General features: G+C 70.3%; 15 protein-coding genes. 5 read left to right on the top strand and 10 right to left on the bottom strand.

Features of this window, described 5'->3' with window-relative positions:
- The first annotated feature begins 86 nt into the window (after positions 1-86).
- Positions 87-1,901, top strand: a complete 1,815-nt coding sequence (locus tag ABIE67_RS07485) for an ABC transporter ATP-binding protein (RefSeq protein WP_370255333.1) — start codon at positions 87-89, stop codon at positions 1,899-1,901.
- A 43-nt stretch (positions 1,902-1,944) separates the two neighbouring features.
- The gene (gene mltG / locus ABIE67_RS07480) at positions 1,945-2,793 is read left to right on the top strand and encodes an endolytic transglycosylase MltG (protein WP_370255331.1); all 849 of its coding nucleotides are present in this window, start codon (positions 1,945-1,947) and stop codon (positions 2,791-2,793) included.
- Between the two features lie 44 nt (positions 2,794-2,837).
- Here mltG and ABIE67_RS07475 read toward each other — a convergent pair whose 3' ends face one another.
- The 5 genes from ABIE67_RS07475 to ABIE67_RS07455 all read right to left on the bottom strand — a co-directional run bounded on the left by ABIE67_RS07475 (position 2,838) and on the right by ABIE67_RS07455 (position 7,117).
- Positions 2,838-3,923 (bottom strand): NAD(P)-binding domain-containing protein, encoded by a 1,086-nt coding sequence (locus ABIE67_RS07475; protein WP_370255328.1) that lies wholly within the window; start codon positions 3,921-3,923, stop codon positions 2,838-2,840.
- 201 nt (positions 3,924-4,124) lie between these two features.
- A complete protein-coding gene (locus ABIE67_RS07470) occupies positions 4,125-5,150 on the bottom strand; it encodes an ABC transporter substrate-binding protein (protein ID WP_370255326.1) in 1,026 nt (341 codons plus the stop codon).
- Between the two features lie 80 nt (positions 5,151-5,230).
- Complete coding sequence (locus ABIE67_RS07465; protein ID WP_370255323.1) at positions 5,231-6,031, bottom strand: ABC transporter ATP-binding protein; 801 nt, start codon at positions 6,029-6,031, stop codon at positions 5,231-5,233.
- Positions 6,004-6,906, bottom strand: coding sequence for an ABC transporter permease (locus ABIE67_RS07460; protein ID WP_370255320.1), 903 nt, complete (start codon positions 6,904-6,906; stop codon positions 6,004-6,006). Before ABIE67_RS07460 ends, ABIE67_RS07465 begins: the two co-directional genes overlap by 28 nt.
- 127 nt (positions 6,907-7,033) lie before the next feature.
- Complete coding sequence (locus ABIE67_RS07455) at positions 7,034-7,117, bottom strand: putative leader peptide (RefSeq protein WP_349817350.1); 84 nt, start codon at positions 7,115-7,117, stop codon at positions 7,034-7,036.
- A 123-nt stretch (positions 7,118-7,240) separates the two neighbouring features.
- On the opposite strand from ABIE67_RS07455, the gene ABIE67_RS07450 reads away from it, so the two are divergent.
- The 3 genes from ABIE67_RS07450 (at position 7,241) to ABIE67_RS07440 (ending at position 9,658) form a co-directional block, all read left to right on the top strand.
- Positions 7,241-7,663, top strand: coding sequence for a secondary thiamine-phosphate synthase enzyme YjbQ (locus ABIE67_RS07450; protein ID WP_370255315.1), 423 nt, complete (start codon positions 7,241-7,243; stop codon positions 7,661-7,663).
- Between the two features lie 168 nt (positions 7,664-7,831).
- Positions 7,832-8,035, top strand: coding sequence for a cold-shock protein (locus tag ABIE67_RS07445; protein ID WP_062705208.1), 204 nt, complete (start codon positions 7,832-7,834; stop codon positions 8,033-8,035).
- A gap of 171 nt (positions 8,036-8,206) precedes the next feature.
- Positions 8,207-9,658 (top strand): DEAD/DEAH box helicase, encoded by a 1,452-nt coding sequence (locus ABIE67_RS07440; protein WP_370255306.1) that lies wholly within the window; start codon positions 8,207-8,209, stop codon positions 9,656-9,658.
- Positions 9,659-9,767: 109 nt separating this feature from the next.
- On the opposite strand, the gene rox is transcribed toward ABIE67_RS07440, so the two are convergent.
- The 5 genes from rox to ABIE67_RS07415 all read right to left on the bottom strand — a co-directional run bounded on the left by rox (position 9,768) and on the right by ABIE67_RS07415 (position 19,060).
- Positions 9,768-11,321 (bottom strand): rifampin monooxygenase, encoded by a 1,554-nt coding sequence (rox, locus tag ABIE67_RS07435; RefSeq protein WP_370255304.1) that lies wholly within the window; start codon positions 11,319-11,321, stop codon positions 9,768-9,770.
- A gap of 248 nt (positions 11,322-11,569) precedes the next feature.
- Complete coding sequence (locus ABIE67_RS07430) at positions 11,570-11,923, bottom strand: alpha-amylase (protein ID WP_370255302.1); 354 nt, start codon at positions 11,921-11,923, stop codon at positions 11,570-11,572.
- A 392-nt stretch (positions 11,924-12,315) separates the two neighbouring features.
- Positions 12,316-13,215 (bottom strand): S1 family peptidase, encoded by a 900-nt coding sequence (locus tag ABIE67_RS07425; protein WP_370255300.1) that lies wholly within the window; start codon positions 13,213-13,215, stop codon positions 12,316-12,318.
- 414 nt (positions 13,216-13,629) lie between these two features.
- The gene (locus ABIE67_RS07420; protein ID WP_370255297.1) at positions 13,630-14,292 is read right to left on the bottom strand and encodes a 4'-phosphopantetheinyl transferase superfamily protein; all 663 of its coding nucleotides are present in this window, start codon (positions 14,290-14,292) and stop codon (positions 13,630-13,632) included.
- A gap of 13 nt (positions 14,293-14,305) precedes the next feature.
- On the bottom strand, positions 14,306-19,060 hold the full coding sequence (locus ABIE67_RS07415; RefSeq protein WP_370255292.1) for an aminotransferase class I/II-fold pyridoxal phosphate-dependent enzyme: 4,755 nt from the start codon (positions 19,058-19,060) through the stop codon (positions 14,306-14,308).
- Between the last annotated feature and the right edge of the window lie 282 nt (positions 19,061-19,342).

The raw sequence follows: 19,342 nt of genomic DNA, 5'->3' as shown, positions 1-19,342 counted from the left end.
AATATCAGGACTAGGTTCATTGTGAGCATAGGTAACAATGAGCTAAGCTCCGTCAGTCCTCATCGCCAGACCTCCCGTAGGAGCCCATGCACCCCGACAACGGACCCACCTGGACGCCCTCCGCCGCGGAGAACGCCGAGGAGCAGCGACAGCCCCGGCAGGTGCGCCGCATTCTGAAACTCTTCCGTCCGTACCGCGGACGCCTGGCCGTCGTCGGCCTCCTCGTCGGCGCCTCGTCGCTGGTCGGCGTCGCCACGCCGTTCCTCCTCAAGGCGATCCTCGACGTCGCGATCCCAGAGGGCCGCACCGGCCTGCTCAGCCTGCTCGCGCTCGGCATGATCCTCAGCGCCGTCCTGACCAGCGTCTTCGGCGTGCTGCAGACCCTGATCTCCACTACGGTCGGCCAGCGCGTCATGCACGACCTGCGCACCGCCGTCTACGGCCGCCTCCAGCGCATGTCCCTCGCCTTCTTCACCCGCACCCGCACCGGCGAGGTCCAGTCCCGCATCGCCAACGACATCGGCGGCATGCAGGCCACCGTCACCTCCACGGCGACCTCCCTGGTCTCCAACCTCACCAGCGTGGTCGCCACGATCGTCGCGATGCTCGCCCTCGACTGGCGGCTGACCGTCGTATCCCTGCTCCTGCTGCCCTTCTTCGTCTGGATCAGCCGCCGAGTCGGTCGGGAACGCAAGAAGATCACCACCCAGCGCCAGAAGCAGATGGCCGCGATGGCCGCCACGGTCACCGAGTCCCTCTCGGTCAGCGGCATCCTGCTCGGCCGCACGATGGGCCGCTCCGACTCGCTGACCAAGGCCTTCTCCGACGAGTCCGAGCGGCTGGTCGACCTCGAAGTGCGGTCGAACATGGCCGGCCGCTGGCGCATGTCCGTCATCGGCATCGTCATGGCCGCCATGCCCGCCTTCATCTACTGGACCGCCGGCATGGCCCTCCAACTCGGCGGCCCGCAGGTCTCGATCGGCACCATCGTCGCCTTCGTATCGCTCCAGCAGGGCCTGTTCCGCCCCGCCGTCAGCCTGCTGTCGACCGGCGTCCAGATCCAGGCCTCGCTCGCGCTGTTCCAGCGCATCTTCGAGTACCTCGACCTGCCGATCGACATCACCGAGCGGGAGGACGCCGTCCACCTCGACGGCGTCAAGGGCGAGGTCCGGTTCGAGAACGTCGAGTTCCGCTACGACGGCAAGAGCGGCCCGATCCTCGACGGCATCGACCTCACCGTCCCGGCGGGCGGCAGCCTCGCGGTCGTCGGCCCGACCGGTGCCGGAAAGTCGACGCTCGGCCATCTCGTGCCGCGGCTGTACGACGTGACCGGCGGCCGGGTCACCCTCGACGGGGTCGATGTGCGCGACCTCGACTTCGACACCCTCGCCCGCGCGGTCGGCGTCGTCTCGCAGGAGACGTATCTCTTCCACGCCTCGGTCGCCGACAACCTGCGCTTCGCCAAGCCGGACGCCACCGACGAGGAACTGCACGCGGCTGCGAAGGCGGCCCAGATCCACGATCACATCGCGTCCCTGCCCGACGGCTACGACACGGTCGTCGGTGAGCGCGGCCACCGTTTCTCCGGCGGGGAGAAACAGCGCCTGGCCATCGCCCGCACGATCCTGCGCGACCCGCCGGTCCTCATCCTCGACGAGGCGACCAGTGCCCTGGACACCCGCACCGAACACGCAGTCCAGGACGCCATCGACGCCCTCTCCGCCAACCGCACCACCCTCACCATCGCGCACCGCCTGTCCACCATTCGGGGCGCGGACCAGATCGTGGTCCTCGACGCCGGGGGCGTGGCGGAACGGGGTACGCACGAGGAGTTGTTGGAGCGGGACGGGCGGTATGCGGCGCTGGTCCGCCGAGACGCCCAACTGGAGCCGACGGCGTGACGTTATGCCGGGTTTGTGAGCTTGTGCGGGTTACCGTGCCCGCATGCAGATGAACACTCCGTCACGGAACACGATTCGACTGACGCGCCGGGGCCGTATCGCCCTCATCGCCGCCGGCGCCGTCGTGGCCGGCACCGCCGTGGCGGTGCCGCTGCTGAGCCTGGGGGAGGAGGCACCGAAGCCCACCTCGCTGGTGATCCCGGAGGGCTGGCGCGCGAGCCAGGTCTACGACGCCGTCGACAAGGCCCTCGCCCTGCCGCCCGGGTCCACCAAGAAGTCCCTCGGGAAACTCGATCTCAAGCTGCCGAACGACGCCGACGGCAACCCCGAGGGCTACCTCTTCCCGGCGACGTATCCGCTGGAGCGCAACGGGAAGAAGGCGACGGCGGATTCACTGCTGTCGTCCATGGTCGACACCGCCAACCAGAAGTTCAGCGGTGCCCCGATCGCGGCCGGTGCGCAGCGCAACGCGATGAACGTCTATCAGGCGGTCACCATCGCGAGCATCGTCCAGGCCGAGGCCAACACGAAGACCGACATGGGCAAGGTGGCCCGGGTCATCTACAACCGGCTCGAACGCGGCATGCCGCTGCAGATGGACTCCACCATCAACTACGCGCTGAACCGCTCCACGCTCAGGACGAGCGCCGCCGACACGCGGATCGAGAGCCCGTACAACTCGTACCAGCGCATGGGTCTGCCGCCCACGCCGATCGCCAGCCCGGGCGAGGCCGCGATGCGGGCCGCGATCAATCCGGTCGCGGGTGACTGGCTCTACTTCGTGACGGTCAAGCCGGGCGACACCCGTTTCACGGCCGACTACGCGGAACACCAGCGCAATGTCGCCGAGTTCAACGCCCGGCGGAAGGCGAGCCCCAAGCCGACGAAGTGAGCCGGCGGAGCCTCGTGGGGCGACCGGTTCGGCCGCCCGGCACCTCACGCCGCGACCGGCTCCTCGGCCAGCAGTCGCCTGATGTCCCGTACGGCCGCACGCCCGGCGCGGTTGGCGCCGATCGTGCTGGCGGACGGGCCGTAGCCGACCAGGTGGATACGGGGGTCGGCGACCGCGCGCGTCCCCTCGACCCGGATGCCTCCGCCCGGCTCGCGCAGGCGCAGCGGGGCCAGATGATCGATGGCGGCCCGGAAGCCGGTCGCCCACAGGATGACGTCGGCGTCGACGCGCCGCCCGTCCTGCCACTCCACGCCGTCCGGTGTGATCCGGTCGAACATGGGCTGCCGGTCCAGCACCCCGTCCGCGAGTCCCTCCCGGATCGCGTCGTTCAGGGGAAGCCCGGTGACCGAGACGACGCTCTTCGGCGGCAGCCCCTGCCGGACCCGCTCCTCGACGAGCGCGACCGCCGCGCGGCCCACGTCCTCACTGAAGGGCCCCTCGCGAAAGAGGGGCGGTCGACGTGTGACCCACGTCGTGGCGGCCGCGTACCTGGCGATCTCCATTAGGTGCTGGGTGCCGGAGGCCCCGCCGCCCACCACGACGACCCGCCGCCCGGCGAACGGCTCCGGGCCGGGGTACTGGGCGGTGTGCAACTGCCACCCCCGGAACGTCTCCTGGCCGGGGTAGCGCGGCCAGAACGGGCGGTCCCAGGTGCCGGTCGCGTTGATCAGCGCCCGCGTCGACCACGTACCCGCCGAGGTCTCGACGAGCAGCCGTCCGTCCGGGCCCTCCCGAACGGCACGTACGTCGACAGGCCGCCGGACGCGCAGGCCGAAGGTGCGCTCGTAGCGGTCGAAGTACTCGGCGATGACCTCGGACGACGGCCTCTCGGGATCGGCGCCGGTCAGCTCCATGCCCGGCAGCGCGTGCATCCCGTGCACCCTGCCGTACGTCAGTGACGGCCACCGGAACTGCCAGGCGCCGCCCGCACCGGGGGAGTGGTCGAGCACGACGAAGTCGCGGCCCGGCTCGAAACCGGTGCGCCGCAGGTGATAGGCGCTGGAGAGGCCTGCCTGACCAGCGCCTATGACGACGACGTCGACTACTTCGACCACCTCGGCGTTGTTCACGTTTCTACTAACTCCGGAGGGGGCGCGGATCTTCCCCCCGCGACCTTCGCGACCTTCGCGACCTTCGCGACCTCCGCGTCCTCCGCGTCCTCCGCGACCATCGAGGGGCCCAGACCTCAGCGCCCACTCGCCACCAGCAGCGGAACACCGCCCTCGGCCGCCTCCGCCCCCGTGCCCGGACCGTGGAGACGGACCGTCATGTCACGAACCTTCCGAGGGACGGGACGCGGTGGTCGACGGCGGCAGGTCGCCGTTGAAGCGGGTGTCGGTGAAGCCGCCGAAGTCGACCTTGTTCGGGATGAGCTTCAGATCGGCGAAGGCGTCGACGATCTCCTGCTCGGAGGCGATGAGCGGCTTGTCGACGGCCACCGCGATCCGGGTGGTGTACGTCCGCTTCACCGCGGCCAGCGCCACGTCCTCGGGCAGCCCGGTCTCCTTCGACCAGACCTCGGCCCACTCGTCCTCGTGGGTGTAGACCCACCTGTAGGCCCGCCGCAGCCGCTCCAGATAGTCCTTGATCGCGGCGGCCTTCTTCTTGTCCTTCAGCGCGCTCGGCGCCGCCACCTGGAAGGTCAGCCCGTTGGTGATGCCGTCACCGGTGGTCAGGACGCGGCCCTGCTTCGCCTTGAGTATCTGCGAGGTGTACGGGTCCCAGACCGCCCACGCGTCGACCTTGCCGGAGGTGAACGCGGCCAGCGCGTCGGCCGGCTGGAGGTACTTGACCTTCACGTCGCTCAGGCTCAGCCCGGCCTTCTTCAGCGAGGCGACCAGCTGGTAGTGGGCGGAGGAGCCCTGGGCCACGGCGACCGACTTGCCCTTGAGCTGCGCGGTCCCGCTCAGCTTCGAGTCGTTCGGTACGAGGATGGTGTCGCCCTTGGACGTGCCGTGCCAGGCGGCCACCACCGTGATCTTCGAGCCCGCGCCCGCCGCGAAGACCGGCGGCGTGTTGCCGACCCCGCCGATGTCGACGGCCTTGGCGTTGACGGCCTCCAGCAGCGGCGGACCGGAGGTGAAGGTGGACCACTTGATCTTGTAGTCGAGGTTCTTCAGCTCTCCGGCGGCCCGCAGGATGGCCTCCGAACCTCCCTTCTGGTCACCGACGTTGAGGGTGAGCGAGCCCGAGCCGTCGGTGTCGCCGCCGGTCGAGGCCGACGAGCTGCCTCCGCAGGCGGACAGGAGCAGGGCCAGGGGGAGAAGCAGCGCGGCGGGGACGAGGCGACGTCGCATGACGGATCCGTTCTGTGGAACTGAGGGGTAGAGGGGCTTCGCTGTTGTTGCGGGGCGCTTGTTGTAGGCGCTTGGGGGCTTCAGGCGGCTTCGGCGGCGGTGTCGACACCGAGGCGTTCGAGCAGTCCGGCGCGCAGTTCGGCGAAAAGCGGGTCGGTGATGTCGCGGGGACGGTCGAGGTCGATGTGCTGTTCGTGCGCGATGATCCCGTCGTCCATCACGAGGACGCGGTCGGCGAGGAGTACGGCCTCCTCCACGTCGTGCGTGACGAGCAGGACCGCGCAGCCGCGCCGCTGCCACAACTCGCCCACCAGACGCTGGGCCTTGATCCGGGTGAGCGCGTCCAGCGCGCCGAACGGCTCGTCGAGCAGCAGCAGATCGGGCTCACGGACCAAAGCCCGTGCGAGGGAGGCGCGTTGGGCCTCACCGCCGGAGAGCGTCTTGGGCCAGGCGTCCGTACGGTGGTCCAGGCCGACCTCCTTGAGGGCCTGCTCGGCCACGGCACGGTCGGGCTTGCCCGGGAGGCCGAGCAGCACGTTGCGCCACACCTTCTTCCAGGGCATCAGCCGCGGCGCCTGGAAGGCGACGGCCTTGCGGCGCGGCACCAGGACGGTGCCCTCGATGTCACGGTCGAGGCCCGCGAGGATGCGCAGCAGGGTGGACTTGCCGCAGCCGCTGCGGCCGAGCAGGGCGACGAACTCCCCCGGCCGGACGTCGAGTTGGAGCCGGTCGATGACAGCGCGACCGTCGAAGGAGCGGGTCAGCCCCTCGACGTGCACGGCCTGTGTGGTCCGTACGGCCCGGGTGGCCTGGGCGGCCCCGGTGGCCTGCGAGGCCTCCGCGGCTTCGGGGGTCACCGGCCGGTGAACGTCGGTCGCCATTGCAGCAGCAGCCTTTCGAGGGAGCGGACGATGAAGTCGGCGAACAGGCCGAGGAAGGCGTAGACGATCAGGCAGACCACGATCACGTCGGTCCGCAGGAAGTCCCGCGCCTGCACCATGAGGAACCCGATGCCGGAGTCGGCGTTGACCTGCTCGGCGAAGACGAGGGCGAGCCAGGCGATGCCGAGTGAGTAGCGCAGACCGGTCAGGGCGCTCGGCAGCGCACCCGGCAGCACGACGTGCCGCACGAGACCCCACCTGGACAGCCCGAGGGACTCCCCGGCCTCGATCAGCTGGGCGTCCACGCCGCGGATACCGGCGTACACATTGAGGTACAGCGGGAACGTCACGCCGAGCGTGATGATGGCGACCTTGGGCGCCTCGCCGATGCCGAACCAGATGATGAACAGCGGGATGAGCCCGACGAAGGGCACGGTCCGCAGCATCTGCACGGGCGCGTCCACGAGGTCCTCGCCGACCCGGAACAGGCCCGACAGCAGGGCGAGTCCGGTACCGACGACGGTGCCCAGCGCCAGCCCGGCGGCGACGCGCTGCAGAGAGGTTCCCATGGCCGAGGCCAGCGAGCCGTCGGCGATCAGATCGCTCCCGACCTGGGCGATACGGCCGGGTGAGGCGAGCACGTCGGAGGTCAACACGCCTGTGCTGCTGAGCAGTTGCCACAGGATGAGGAGGAGGACGGGGCCGGTGGTGCGGCGCAGCCAGCGTGGGACGCGGGTGCGGCGGGAGGAGGCGGGGAGGAGGGGTTCGAGGTCCGGCGGGGAGGGGGTGGCGTCGTTGGCCTTGACGGGACTGCCGCCGGGTATTTCGGAAATATCCGGCTCAGAAGAGCTGGGTGGGGCATGGCTGATGCTCATGGGTGCTCCACGGGGGCGAGCGGCCGGTGGGGGTACGCGCCTCGACGCCGCCACGTCTCATCGAGATCTCAGGCGTACGGGTAGGGCGGTGCCGCGACAGCGGAAGAGGTGAAGGAGAAGAAGGGCGTCAGCAGCCGCGGCGACACGCGGCGGAGGCCACCCGCAGCAGGTCGATGTGACCGCGCGTGGTGAGCAGGGCTGAACGCAACATGCCGCAGAAACTAGCCAGATGGCGAGGTAATGGTCAACGCCGTCTCGCGAAGTGGACCTCAAGTATCACGGCTCGGCCGTCTCCTGGTGTGTGAACTCCGGCGCGTGGGTGAGGATGGAGGACATGTCAGACGCCTTCACCACCCGAGTTCTGAACGTCGCCTCCGGCTCCTCGGAGCGGATCGTGGACCTCACCCACGACTGCGAGGTCTTCCTGCGGGAAGCGGCCGCGGGCCGCGACGGCCTGCTGAACATCTTCGTGCCGCACGCGACCGCCGGCATCGCGATCATCGAAACGGGCGCGGGCAGCGACGACGACCTCCTGGCCGCCCTGCACACCCTCCTCCCCGCCGACGACCGCTGGCAACACCGCCACGGCAGCCCCGGCCACGGCCGCGACCACGTCCTCCCGGCCATCGTTCCGCCTCACGCGACGTTGCCGGTGCTGGACGGGCGGCTGGAGCTGGGGACATGGCAGTCGGTGTGCCTCGTGGATACGAACCGGGACAATCCGAACCGGAAGGTCCGCCTGTCGTTCCTGGGTTGAGGCGCCGCACCCCCGTGGGCCCTGGTCCAGGTCGACAGGCGCGGCGCGGAGCTGCTCGTCACTCCGCATGTATTTCGAGTTTGCGCCGGCTGTCATATTGATCCGAAAGCAGGGTGGATGTGTGTGCCGTGCTAAACTTGTGACAGTAATCTCCCAAGGAGATGTGACATGGCTACCGGCACCGTCAAGTGGTTCAACGCGGAAAAGGGCTTCGGCTTCATCGAGCAGGATGGCGGCGGCCCTGACGTCTTCGCCCACTACTCGAACATCGCCGCCCAGGGATTCCGCGAGCTCCAGGAAGGCCAGAAGGTGAACTTTGACGTCACGCAGGGCCAGAAAGGCCCGCAGGCGGAGAACATCACTCCCGCCTGACGTCGAAGCGTAGGAAATGGCTGAGGCCACGCCTAGCGGTGGGGCCTCAGCTTACTGTTTGCGGTATTTCGCTTGAATTATTTTGATTCGTATTCGGCTCGTTCTTGCAATTTATCCGACTCATTCCTGTCGGTAATTCCTCGATGCGCGCCCTGTTGAGGAAGGTTCTCCTTGAGCCGTTCAGCCAGCACGAACGACCGTTTCCGCCCAGCGGGTCAGACCCGCCCCGGCGTCAGTCCAGACGGGGAGTTCGCCCTGCCGGTCACCGTCACCCCCGCCCTCCCCGCGGCTGCGACCTTCGGTGAGCTGGACATGCCCGCCGAGTTGCTGAGCATGCTGACGAGTCTCGGACTGACCGAGCCGTTCCCGATCCAGGCCGCCACGTTGCCGAACTCCCTCGCAGGGCGCGACGTCCTGGGCCGCGGGCGCACCGGATCGGGCAAGACGCTCGCCTTCGGCCTGGCGCTCCTCGTGCGTACGGCCGGGCAGCGTGCCGAGTCGCGGAAGCCGCTGGCCCTGATCCTCGTTCCGACGCGTGAGCTGGCCCAGCAGGTCACCGATGCGCTCGCCCCGTACGCCCGATTGCTGAAGCTGCGGCTGGCCACTGTGGTCGGTGGCCTGTCGATCGGTAGGCAGGCCGGTGCGCTGCGTGCCGGGGCCGAGGTGGTCGTCGCGACCCCTGGCCGCCTCGCGGATCTCGTCGAGCGCAAGGACTGCCGCCTGGACCGGGTGAACATCACCGTCCTGGACGAGGCCGACCAGATGGCGGACATGGGCTTCATGCCCCAGGTCACCGAACTGCTGGACCAGGTACGCCCCGACGGCCAACGCATGCTGTTCTCGGCCACGCTGGACCGCAACATCGACCTCCTGGTCCGTCGTTACCTCCATGACCCGGTGGTCCACTCGGTCGACCCGGCGGCGGGCGCGGTCACCACGATGGAGCATCACGTGCTGCAGGTGCACGGCGCCGACAAGTACGCCACTGCCACCGAGATCGCCGCCCGCGACGGACGCGTGATCATGTTCCTGGACACCAAGCACGCTGTCGACAGGTTCACCAAGCACCTGCTGAGCAGCGGCGTGAAGGCAGCGGCTCTCCACGGCGGCAAGTCGCAGCCCCAGCGCACCCGGATCCTGGCCCAGTTCAAGGAGGGCCACGTCACGGCTCTGGTGGCCACCAACGTCGCAGCCCGCGGCATCCACGTCGACGACCTCGACCTGGTGGTCAACGTCGACCCGCCCGGCGACCACAAGGACTATCTACACCGTGGCGGCCGTACCGCCCGCGCCGGAGAGTCCGGCACTGTCGTCACGCTGGTCCTGCCCGACCAGCGCCGGGACATGGCCCGTCTCATGGCCGACGCGGGCATCAGGCCGCAGATCACGCAGGTACGCTCCGGCGAGGCCGAGCTGAGCCGCATCACCGGCGCGCAGGCTCCCTCCGATGTCCCCGTCGGCGGCGGGCCGGTCGCGGAGCGCCCGAAGCGCGGCGGTGCCCCCTTCCGTGGCCTGGGCACCCGCCCGGGGCGGGCCGACGGCCGTGGCGAGTCCCGCCGGTCGGCTGAGGCCCGCCAGATCGCCGAAGCCCGCAAGGCCGCCCGGGTCCGTCGCGGTGCATAGGCAGCGCCAGGCTGACGACGCACCTTGCGGGCACGCAACGACCACTTGAACGCAGGCCTGGTCGGGCGTTCGGTCCTCCTCCCGGGCCTTTTCGGTTACTCGGGCGACATCACTTGGCGGGCTTGCCGAACCAGCGGACGAGGTGGTCGTCCAGGTCCTGCTGATCGTCGCCGATCCAGGCGACGTGGCCGTCGGGGCGCAGCAGGACGCACGGAGCATCCAGTACCGCAGTGGGATCCGCGAGGTGATCGACCCGGTCCGACCAGCCGCCGACGGTCAGGCGTTCGGTGCGGTCCAGCAGCAGTCCGCGGCCGCGATGCAGCAGATCGTAGAGGTGGCCCTGTTTCACCACGATGTCGCGCAGGCGGCGGCCGAGCAGGTCGGGGCCTTCACCGAAGTCGTAGCGGATGCCGATCGCGGTGATCTTCTCGATCAGATGGCGGTTCACCTCGTCGAAGTCCATCAGTTCGGTGAGCAGCCTGCGCACGGCCTGCGGGCCCGGTTCGGTGGAGTGCAGTTCCATCTGGGCGCGGGTGTTGTCCAGCACGTCCTCGGCGACCGGACGACGTTCGGCCTGGTAGGTGTCCAGCAGCGTTTCCGGCGCCCAGCCGCGGATCTGTGCGGCCAGTTTCCAGCCGAGGTTGAAGGCGTCCTGAACGCCCAGGTTGAGGCCCTGTCCGCCGGTGGGTGGATGGATGTGTGCCGCGTCGCCGGCCAGCAGCACTCGCCCGACCCGATAACGTTCGGCCAGCCGGGTGGCATCCCCGAAGCGGGACAGCCAGCGCGGGGAGTGCACGCCGAAATCGGTTCCGGCGATGGTGCGCAGTTGTTGTTTGAAATCCTCGAGGGTGGGCGGTTCCGCGCGATCGCTGACTCCAGCGGCGGGGACCACGACGCTGTAGGCCCCTGCACCGCAGGGCCGGAGCCAGAATCGCTGATGGGTCTCGCGGACTTCGGCCACCTTGGCGGCGATCTCCCCCTGTGGCATACCCACTTCCATCTCGCCCATCAGCGTCTCGGTCCGCGAGGGCTCGCCGGGGAAGCCGACGCCGAGCAGTTTGCGCACCGTACTGCGCCCGCCGTCACAGCCGACGAGATAGCGCGAACGCAGCTGTTCGCCGTCGGCCAGCTCGACGGTCACACCCTCGTCGTCCTGCTCGAAAGCGGCCACCGCACAACCGCGCCGGACCTGGGCACCCAGTTGGATCGCATGCTCTTCGAGCAGACGAACGATGACCGGCTGCGGGATGCCCAGCAGATAGGCATGCGCGGAATCCAGGCCCTGGGGCGCGGGTTTGTCGATGGCGGCGAAGAATCCGCCGGCCGGACGCTGTCTTCCGTGCTCGCGAATGCGATCCAGTAGTCCGCGCATTGCCATCAGCTCGAGACTGCGAATGTGCAGACCGACGATGCGGACGAACGACACGGGCTCGGTTTCCTTCTCCAGAACGAGTACCCGCACATCGTGCAGCCGCAGTTCGGCGGCCAGCATCGCGCCGGTCGGCCCGCACCCGGCGATGATCACGTCGAACATGAGGGGCGCGCGATCCGCGCCAGAGGCTCCAGAGGCTGAGGACCGGCGCTCGGGGACATCGCCCACGGTGGAGTCGCGCTCGACCGTATCGTTCGACGACGGCTCGGCGGTGAACTGCGGAGAGTCCATAGGTGTTGCCTTTCGGGAGTGCCCTGTTGTCGAGGCGCTCCCGGCGACACCTACGTCAGTCGCCGGCCATGACGGGAAGGGGGAGCACCCACATCGATACAGCGTTCATGGGTCTCACCTCCTCGGGCGGTGTCACGGTCCACCGCAAGCTACAAACCCGAGCATCACCCCGTCCAATCCTTTTCCTGTCACGGTCGACGGTCTGCTCCTGGCTCCCCCCCCTCGACGGGTCAACCTGCACGACCCTGTCAGGCGTCGTCGCCGTCGCACAGAACGGCGCGCAGGACCTCATTGCCCTGAGTTCCGCGCCCCGGGAAGGTGATCAGGGTGCCGGGAGCAGACGTCCGGCAGGGGACCTCGGTTCCGTCGAGGTAGACGACGGTCAAGGTGTAGGTGCTGGAGCAGTCGTTGCCGGCGAGGGTGTAGCGCCAGTCCACGGTGAGGTGCACGCAGTCGGGCGCGGCTATCCGGTCCTGCACCGACCCCGCCGTTTCCCGGGGCGCCGCCGCTCGGAGTTCGGCCGCTTCGGGTGCGGCGTACGCCGCCGTACCGCTCGTCGCTGCGCACAGAGCCGCCGCAAGGACTGTGAAAGTTGAACACATGTGCCGCACCGTCACGCCGATTCCCTTCACTTCATGAACGCTTGGCGCCAAGCGTAGAGGGATCCGCACCCTGCGTGAAAGATTTTGCGGCAACTTTCAGAAACATCTGTCATTGCCGACGTGGATCGCGTGATGGGTCGATGCTGGACCCTTCGTGACGTGAACATCCAGGTCAGCGCGGTCGTTTGACGGTGTGTGACCTCATTGGCCCTGGCTGGGGGAGAGTCGGCAGCGTGGACGGACGCTGAGCGCGTCGCGTCATCAGGGCAGGACTTACACCTGACACCAGCACTTCGGTGCCGTCGACCGGTGAATGATGTCGACGAGACCGAAAGTGGTGGGCCGCCCCCGCGCCCCACCACCTTGCCGGGGCGCCCGCGACCGACGCCTCGTCAGTAGACGGACAGCCCGTAGGCGTTCAGTACTTCCTGGATCGGCTGGTAGTAGGTCGTCCCTCCCGTGGCGCAGCTCCCGGAGCCGCCGGAGAGGATTCCGATGACCTTGTCGCCGGCGTAGAGCGGGCCGCCGCTGTCGCCCGGCTCGGCGCAGATGTTGGTCTGGATCAACCCGGAGACGGTTGCTCCGCTCCCGTAGTTGACGGTCACGTTCAGCGCGGTGACCACGCCGCAGCGGACACCGGTGGTCGCTCCCCGCCGGCAGACGCTCTGGCCGACGTAGGCGGTCGCGGTCCCGGTGACGTCGACGGTTCCGATGGTGCCGGGGTGCGGTACGGCCGGGTTGGAGTACTGGACGACACCGAAGTCGTTGCCGGGGAAGCTGGTGCCGGTGGTGGTGCCGATCGTCGTGGTCATGGCGGAGCTGGTGTACCAGGTGGGCATGGTGTCCGTGCAATGGCCGGCGGTGACGAAGTAGTACGTGGAGCCGCTTCGCACGTTGACCCCTGCCGAGCAGCGCCAACCGGCCGCGTAGATGCCGTCGCCACCCGACAGGAGGGTGCGCAGCCGACCGTCGAGCCGTTCGAGGGTTGCGACTCCCGCGAAACGTCCCGTGACTCGCCGGATTCTGGTCAGGTCCGCGTCCGCGACCGTGGAGTCGGCGAGAACCCGCAGCTTCCCGGTGCGTTCGTCGACGGCCCAGGTCGTCCCGGCGATTTTCAGGGACTCGACGGCCGAGGCCACGTCGGCGACCGAGGCCGGGGATGGTGCGGCGTCGGCCATGGGTGCTGCTCTCGCGCTGGTGCCGGACACCGCGAGAGCGGTCACTGCGAGCAGGCTCAACACCGAGGCGATCAGCCGTGGACGTCCGACGTGGGTACGGCGTGCTCTGATCACTGAAGTCTCCCGAGGACGGTAGGTCAGGTTCGGGACACGCCCCTGTGGGCATCGGGCGTGCTGTACTTCCGTGCCGTGGTGCCGTGGTGCCGTGGTGCCGTGGTGCCGTAATGCCGTAGTGCGGTGGTTCGGGTACGAAGGTGCGTCCGCGTCCGTGCCCTCGCATCCCCTCGCAGCCCCGTGAAGGCGGACGGCCGCGGCGGGAACCTGGCCGAGACCGGCCAACGCCTCAGTGTGCCCGGCCGCGTCCGGTGGGGGTAGGCGGCCTTCGGCCGAAGGGAGCGGCTGGAGGAGGCAGATGCCCGGCGGCTTCTCGGGGAGCCGGCTGAGCACCGGTCAGGCGTTTGACCAACGGGACGCAGCGCAGTCCGGGACTGGGGCCAGATCGTCAACGCCGCCGCGTGGGCGCCGGCATCATGGCCGGGGCGCCACGACGACGGCGAGAAGCGCTGATCCGGTGTGCCTGAGCAGTGCGCGGCGTCCGCCGTCGAGGGCGGGTGGGGCGAGCCTGAGGATGCGGGCCTGGCGGGGGGCGTCGCTGAACATGGTGCGGCGGTCGGCCTTCACCGAGGCCTCCTTCAGTGCCCAGGCGGCGGTCAGCGCAGCGGGGTGATCCGTCACGGCCGGCCGTTCTCGGGGAGTGAGGATGTGGTCGGCCGCCCGGCGCACCGCGACGGCCGAGGTCAGTTCGCACAGGTCGATGCCGACCGGATCGGGTGCCAGGGCTGCGGCGACGTGGTGCGCGGTGTGGCTGATGGAGAGGTGCGGGGCGGTCTCCGGGTGGGCGCCGACCAGCAGTTGGGGGCTGCCGTCGTCGCGCGGAAGGATCTCCACCTCGGTCAGCGGCGTCCCGGTGGCGCCGGCCACCAGGTGCTTGGCGAGGACCCGCCCTGCCGCCCACTCGCGCTGCCGCCAGGGCGGCAGCGTGTGGTAGTGGTGCCGTTCGGCCGGGGACAGGATCGGGAGTGGTGACCACGACGGGGTTTGGTCCAGTGTCTCGCGGCGGGCGACGGCGAGGAGGGCCGTGTCCCAGCGGTGTATGGCGCCCGGGGTGATCAGGGGGAACGTGCGGTGCATGGCGTACTCCGTCTCAGGCGGCGGTGGCGGGGGCAGTGGACGTGGCGGCGTACGGCAGTTGCCGCTCCAGGGCCGTGACGGTGTGGCGGATCTGCTCGGGGGTGTGCTCGCAGGTGACGAAGAACCGCAGCCGGGTCAACTCCTCGGGGACGGCCGGGTACAGGATCGGGTTGACACTGATGCCCTGCCGGAACAGCGCCTCGGCCAGCTGGAGGGTCTTCGCCGAGTCCCCGACGATGCACGGGACGATCGGCGAGTCGTGGCTGCTGCCGATGTCGATGCCCGCCCGGCGCGCCAGGCTCGCGAAGAACGCGGAGTTCTCGCGTAGCCGTGCCAAGCGCCGCGGTTCGTCACGCATCACGCGCAGCGCGGCGAGGGAGGCGGCGGTGTTGGCCGGACTCATGCCGGCGCTGTAGACGAAGCCCGGGGCGGTGTACCTGAGGTACTCGACGACGCTGCGGCCGGCGCCTATGTAGCCGCCACACCCAGCCAGCGCCTTGGACAGGGTGCCGCCCCACAGGTCGACGGCTCGCCGGTCGACGTCGTGGTACTCACCTATGCCGCGCCCGGTCGTGCCGATCACGCCGATGCTGTGCGCCTCGTCGACCATCAGCAGCGCGCCGTGCCGCCGCTTGACGTCGATGAGCGCGGGCAGGTCGGCGATGTCGCCGTCCATGCTGTACACGCCCTCGACGACGACGAGTACCCGGCGGTACTGGTGCCGGATCCGGGCCAGGAGGGCGTCCAGGGCGGCGGCGTCGTTGTGCGGGAAGGGCCGTCGCGTGGCCCCGGAGAGCTTGCAGCCCTGAAGGATGCTGTCGTGGGCGAGCGAGTCGTGGACGATCAGGTCGCCCGGCCCGACGAGATGACCGATGACGGTGACGTTGGTGGCGTGCCCGCTGGTCAGGGTGATCGCGTCCTCGGTCCCCAGGGTGTCGGCGAGTTCTCGCTCCAGCTGGAGGTGGAGCGGGCGGCTGCCGGACAGCAGCCGGCTGGCGGACGCCGACGTGCCGGACTGCTCGACGGCCTCCCGCACCGCCTCGGTGATTCGGGGATGGCTCGCCAGACCCAGGTAGTTGAAGCTGGAGAACGAGATCAGCTCACGGCCGTCGACGACGGTGGTGTCCGCCATGCCGCCCTCGTGCACGCGGAAGTAGGGGTTCGGCAGGTCGAGCCGGGCGAGCAGGTTCATACGCTCCCGGTGCGCGGTCACCTCGGGGAAGCACTCGATGCGGGTCTGGTCCTGTGGCAGGTGGGCGATTTGGCGGGTCGGGGAGTCAGCCGGGGCCGGGGCCGTGGCGGGGTGCCTGGGCTCGGGGAGCGGGGCAGCCGTCGGGTGGGGCATCAGGTTCAGGCCGGCCGGTGGGCGGGACGTGGCCTCGTTCCGAATCATCGCGGTGACGCTCCCGACCGTCGGCCGGGCGCACCTCTCGTCGACCGTCAGGGACGGCCAGCGCCGCTTGAGCGAGGTGAACAGGTCGGTCAGCATCAGCGAATCGAAACCGAGGTCGTCCACCAGCCGCTGGTCGGCGTGGAGATCACTCGCCGGGAACGCGCTGATACGGGCTATCTGCCCGAAGACGGTGTCCCTCACGAGGTCGTCGGCTTCGGTGGCTACGGCGGGCAGGGGTGTGGGTGTGGGTGTGGGTGTTGTTGCGGTTGCAGGCGGAGGCGCGGGTGCAGGTGCAGGTGCAGGCGCAGGCGCGGCCTGGGGCCGCGTGATGCCCGCGTCGGTCAGCGCGTCGCCGAGGCGGCCGAGGAGGGTCACCTGGTGCTGGATCAGGTCGAGCAGTTCGTGCATGGCAGTGTCCTTGTTCGGGTCGAGGTACGTCTGGGGTCGGGGTGTGTCGGTCGGGATCGCCGGGGTCGCCGGGGTCGCCGGGGTCGGCGGGGTCGCCGGGGTCGGCGGGGTCGCCGGTTTCGCCGCGGTCGGCTCAGGGCGGCCCTCGTGGTCCGCCGCTCCCGGGCGCCGCACCCACCAGTAGGACTGCGTCTCCAGCCGGGCGATCGGCAGGTCCAGCAGGTGGCGGTCGGCCGGCTCGATCAGCGCGCGCGGGTCGACGTCGACACCCAGGACGGCGAGCCGGGCGAGGGCGCTCAGGTAGCCGCGGTGGCCGTCCGGTGCCGGGTTGTCGACGGCGATGACGTGGACGTCGTCGTGGTCGGCGAGAGTGCGCCGGACGGCGGAGAGGAGCGAGTTGCCCCCGGTCACCTGCACAAAGACGCGGGCGCCCGTGTCGTAGGCGCTGCGGACGGCGTCGGTGAAGCGGACCGGCGCGGACGCGTGACGCGCCCACAGCCGGCGCAGCCGGTCGGGGTCGTCGCACACGGTCCCGCTCACGCAGGAGACCAGCGGCAGGCGGGGACGGGTGAGGGGACGGCCGTCCAGGTCGGCGCGCATGGCCTCGTCGCCTGCTGCCAGCCGCGGTGAGTGGAAGGCGTTGGAGACCTCGAGGACCCTGGTGGCGATGCCCGCCTCCGCGCAGACCCGCCGTAGAGCGGCGAGGGCTTCCTTGGCGCCGCTGACCACGGTCTGCCGCGGCTCGTTGAAGCACGCGATCCACACGTCCTGGCGGCCGCCGACCAGTCGTCGGCACGTCTCCTCGTCCGTCTGCAGCGCGAGCATCGAGCCGCGCGGCTCGCCCTCCGCGTCCCGCAGTGCCGCGCCCCGCCGGGCCAGCAGCGCCACGGTGTCCTCGGCGGGGAGGACACCGGCGGCCGCGGCCGCCGCGAACTCACCCACGCTGTGGCCGAGTACGACGTCCGGGGCGACCCCGCATGCGGCCAACAGCCCGGTGGCGGCGATCTGCACGGTGCCGAGCAGCGGCTGGCACACCTCGGTGGGGGCGAGCCGCCGCCGGAGCCCGGTGTCGTCGGTCGAGTCCGCCGCCGGCCCGTACAGCAGGTCGGCGGGGTCGACGCCGGTGTGCCGCCGCGCTTCGGCGCCGAGGGCGTCGACGGCATCGCGGAAGTCGGGAAACCGTTCGTGGAGTTCCCGCATCATGCCGGGGCGCTGACTGCCCTGGCCCGGGTAGACGAAGGCGACTTGGCGTGCGACGGCGGGGAGGGGAGCGTCCGCGGCGAAGGCGCCGTCGCCGAGGTCACCCCGGGCACCCTCGGCCAGTTGCCGGTGCGCCCTGCGCAGCCGCTCGGTGAACTCGGCCATGTCACCGGCCACGATCGCGAGCCTGCTCGGCAGCGGCTCGCGCCCGGCCAAGGTGTGGGCCAGCGCCGCGAGGGACGCCGCGGGTGTGTGCTCCAGGTGGTCGAGCAGGTCGGCTATGTGCTCCCGCAGCAACTGCGGACTGCCGGCCGAGACCAGTGCGAGCTGCGGCTCCGCGCCGCGGACGATGCGCTTTCCGGTGGCGACCGGCCGCCGGGCGGGGGCGGCGGTGGGCGCCTGCTGGAGCACCGCGTGCACGTTCGTGCCGCCGAAACCGAACGAACTGACGGCCGCGCACACCGGGCCGTCACCCTCCGGCAGCGGCCGTGCGGTGTCGGCGAGGCGCAGCCCGGCGGCGTCCAGGCCCAGGTCCGGGTGGGGCAGGACGTCGGGCTGCGGTACGACCGTCCGGTGGTGCACCACCAGCGCGGTCTTGATCAGACCCGCGATGCCGGCCGCGGACAGCGAGTGCCCGATGAGCGCCTTGCCCGAGGAGAGGTAGCAGACGTCCGGGTCCGCGCCCCCGTGTTCGGTCCGCAACCGGCGCAGGGCCTCCACCTCGACGCGGTCACCGACGCCGGTCCCCGTACCGTGGGCCTCGATGAAGGCAGCCGCACCGGGGGCCAGGCCCGCGTCGTCGAACGCGCTGCGCATGGCCCGCAGTTGCCCCTCGGCGCTGGGAGTCAGCGGCCCCGACGAGGCGCCGTCGTTGGCGGAACCGATGCCCTTGATGACGGCATAGACGCGGTTGCCGTCGGCGAGCGCGTCCTGAAGCGGCCGGAGGCATACGGCGCCGGCGCCCTCGCCGAGCACGAAGCCGTCCGCCCTGGCATCGAAGGGGCGACACACCCCCGCCGCCGACAGGGCGCCGAGCCGGGAGAAGCCGACCAGGCTGTCCGGGGTGAGACTGAGGTAGACCCCTCCGACCACCGCCGCCCGGCACGTACCGCGACGCAGTTGGGCCACCGCGTGGTCGAGGGCCACCAGCGAGCTGGAGCACGCGGCGTCGAAGGAGGAGCTGGGGCCGCCGAGATCGAAGTGCCGACTCACCGCGGCGGGCGCCATGTTGAGCAGGACGCCCGGCATGGTGAAGGTGCCGACGGGAGGAAGGTCCCGCGCGGAGCGCGTCCTGAACGCGTTCAGGGTGTCGGCGTCGGCCGCCATGCCGAGCGAGCCGTCGGCGAGACCCAGGGCCCGGACCCGGGCCGTGGCGAGTTCCCTGTAGTCGGACACCGAGATGCCGAAGAAGACGCCCGTACGCTCCCGGTCGAAGCCGCCACGGCCCAGCCCCGCATCGTCGAGGGCCTCGCGGGTGACGTCGAGCGCCAGCCGGTGCTGCGGGTCCATGGCCTCGACGCGGCGAGGCGGCAGACCGTAGTGCCTGGCGGCGAAGCGGTCCACGCCCTGAAGGAAGGCGACCTGGTCGGTGTACGCGCTGTCGGGGGCCTGTGGGTCATCGGGCCGGTGGAACGTGTCATGGTTCCAGCGATCCCTCGGGACCGCGGTGAACTGCCTTTCTCCACCGAGGAGGAGCTTCCAGTACGCCCTGAGGTCCGCTGCTCCGGGGAAGCGGCAGCCGAGTCCGACGATGGCGATGTCATTCATTGGGGAACCTGTGGGGGTCGAGTGCCCGGGGCCGGGCGTTGGATGGGGGGAGGGGGGCGAGGGCGAGCGAAAGGGGGCGGACAGAGCGGTGAGAGAGCGGAGAGGGAGCGGCGAGAGAGCGGAGAGGGAGCGGGGGAGTGGAAGGGGACGGACGGTTGGTGGACTTCAACCGTCCGCCGCCGGGGGCGTACGCCCCAGCCCCGGCTGTTCGTTACTTGACGCCGGGCGCGGCAGGGGTTACGGGGGCGCGGCTCGATCGGACGCGGTGCGGGGACGAAGCAG

Origin of the sequence: Streptomyces sp. V4I8 (assembly GCF_041261225.1) — a bacterium.
In the GTDB taxonomy this organism is placed as follows: Bacteria; Actinomycetota; Actinomycetes; order Streptomycetales; family Streptomycetaceae; genus Streptomyces.
This window is presented reverse-complemented; position numbering and strand designations above follow the sequence as displayed.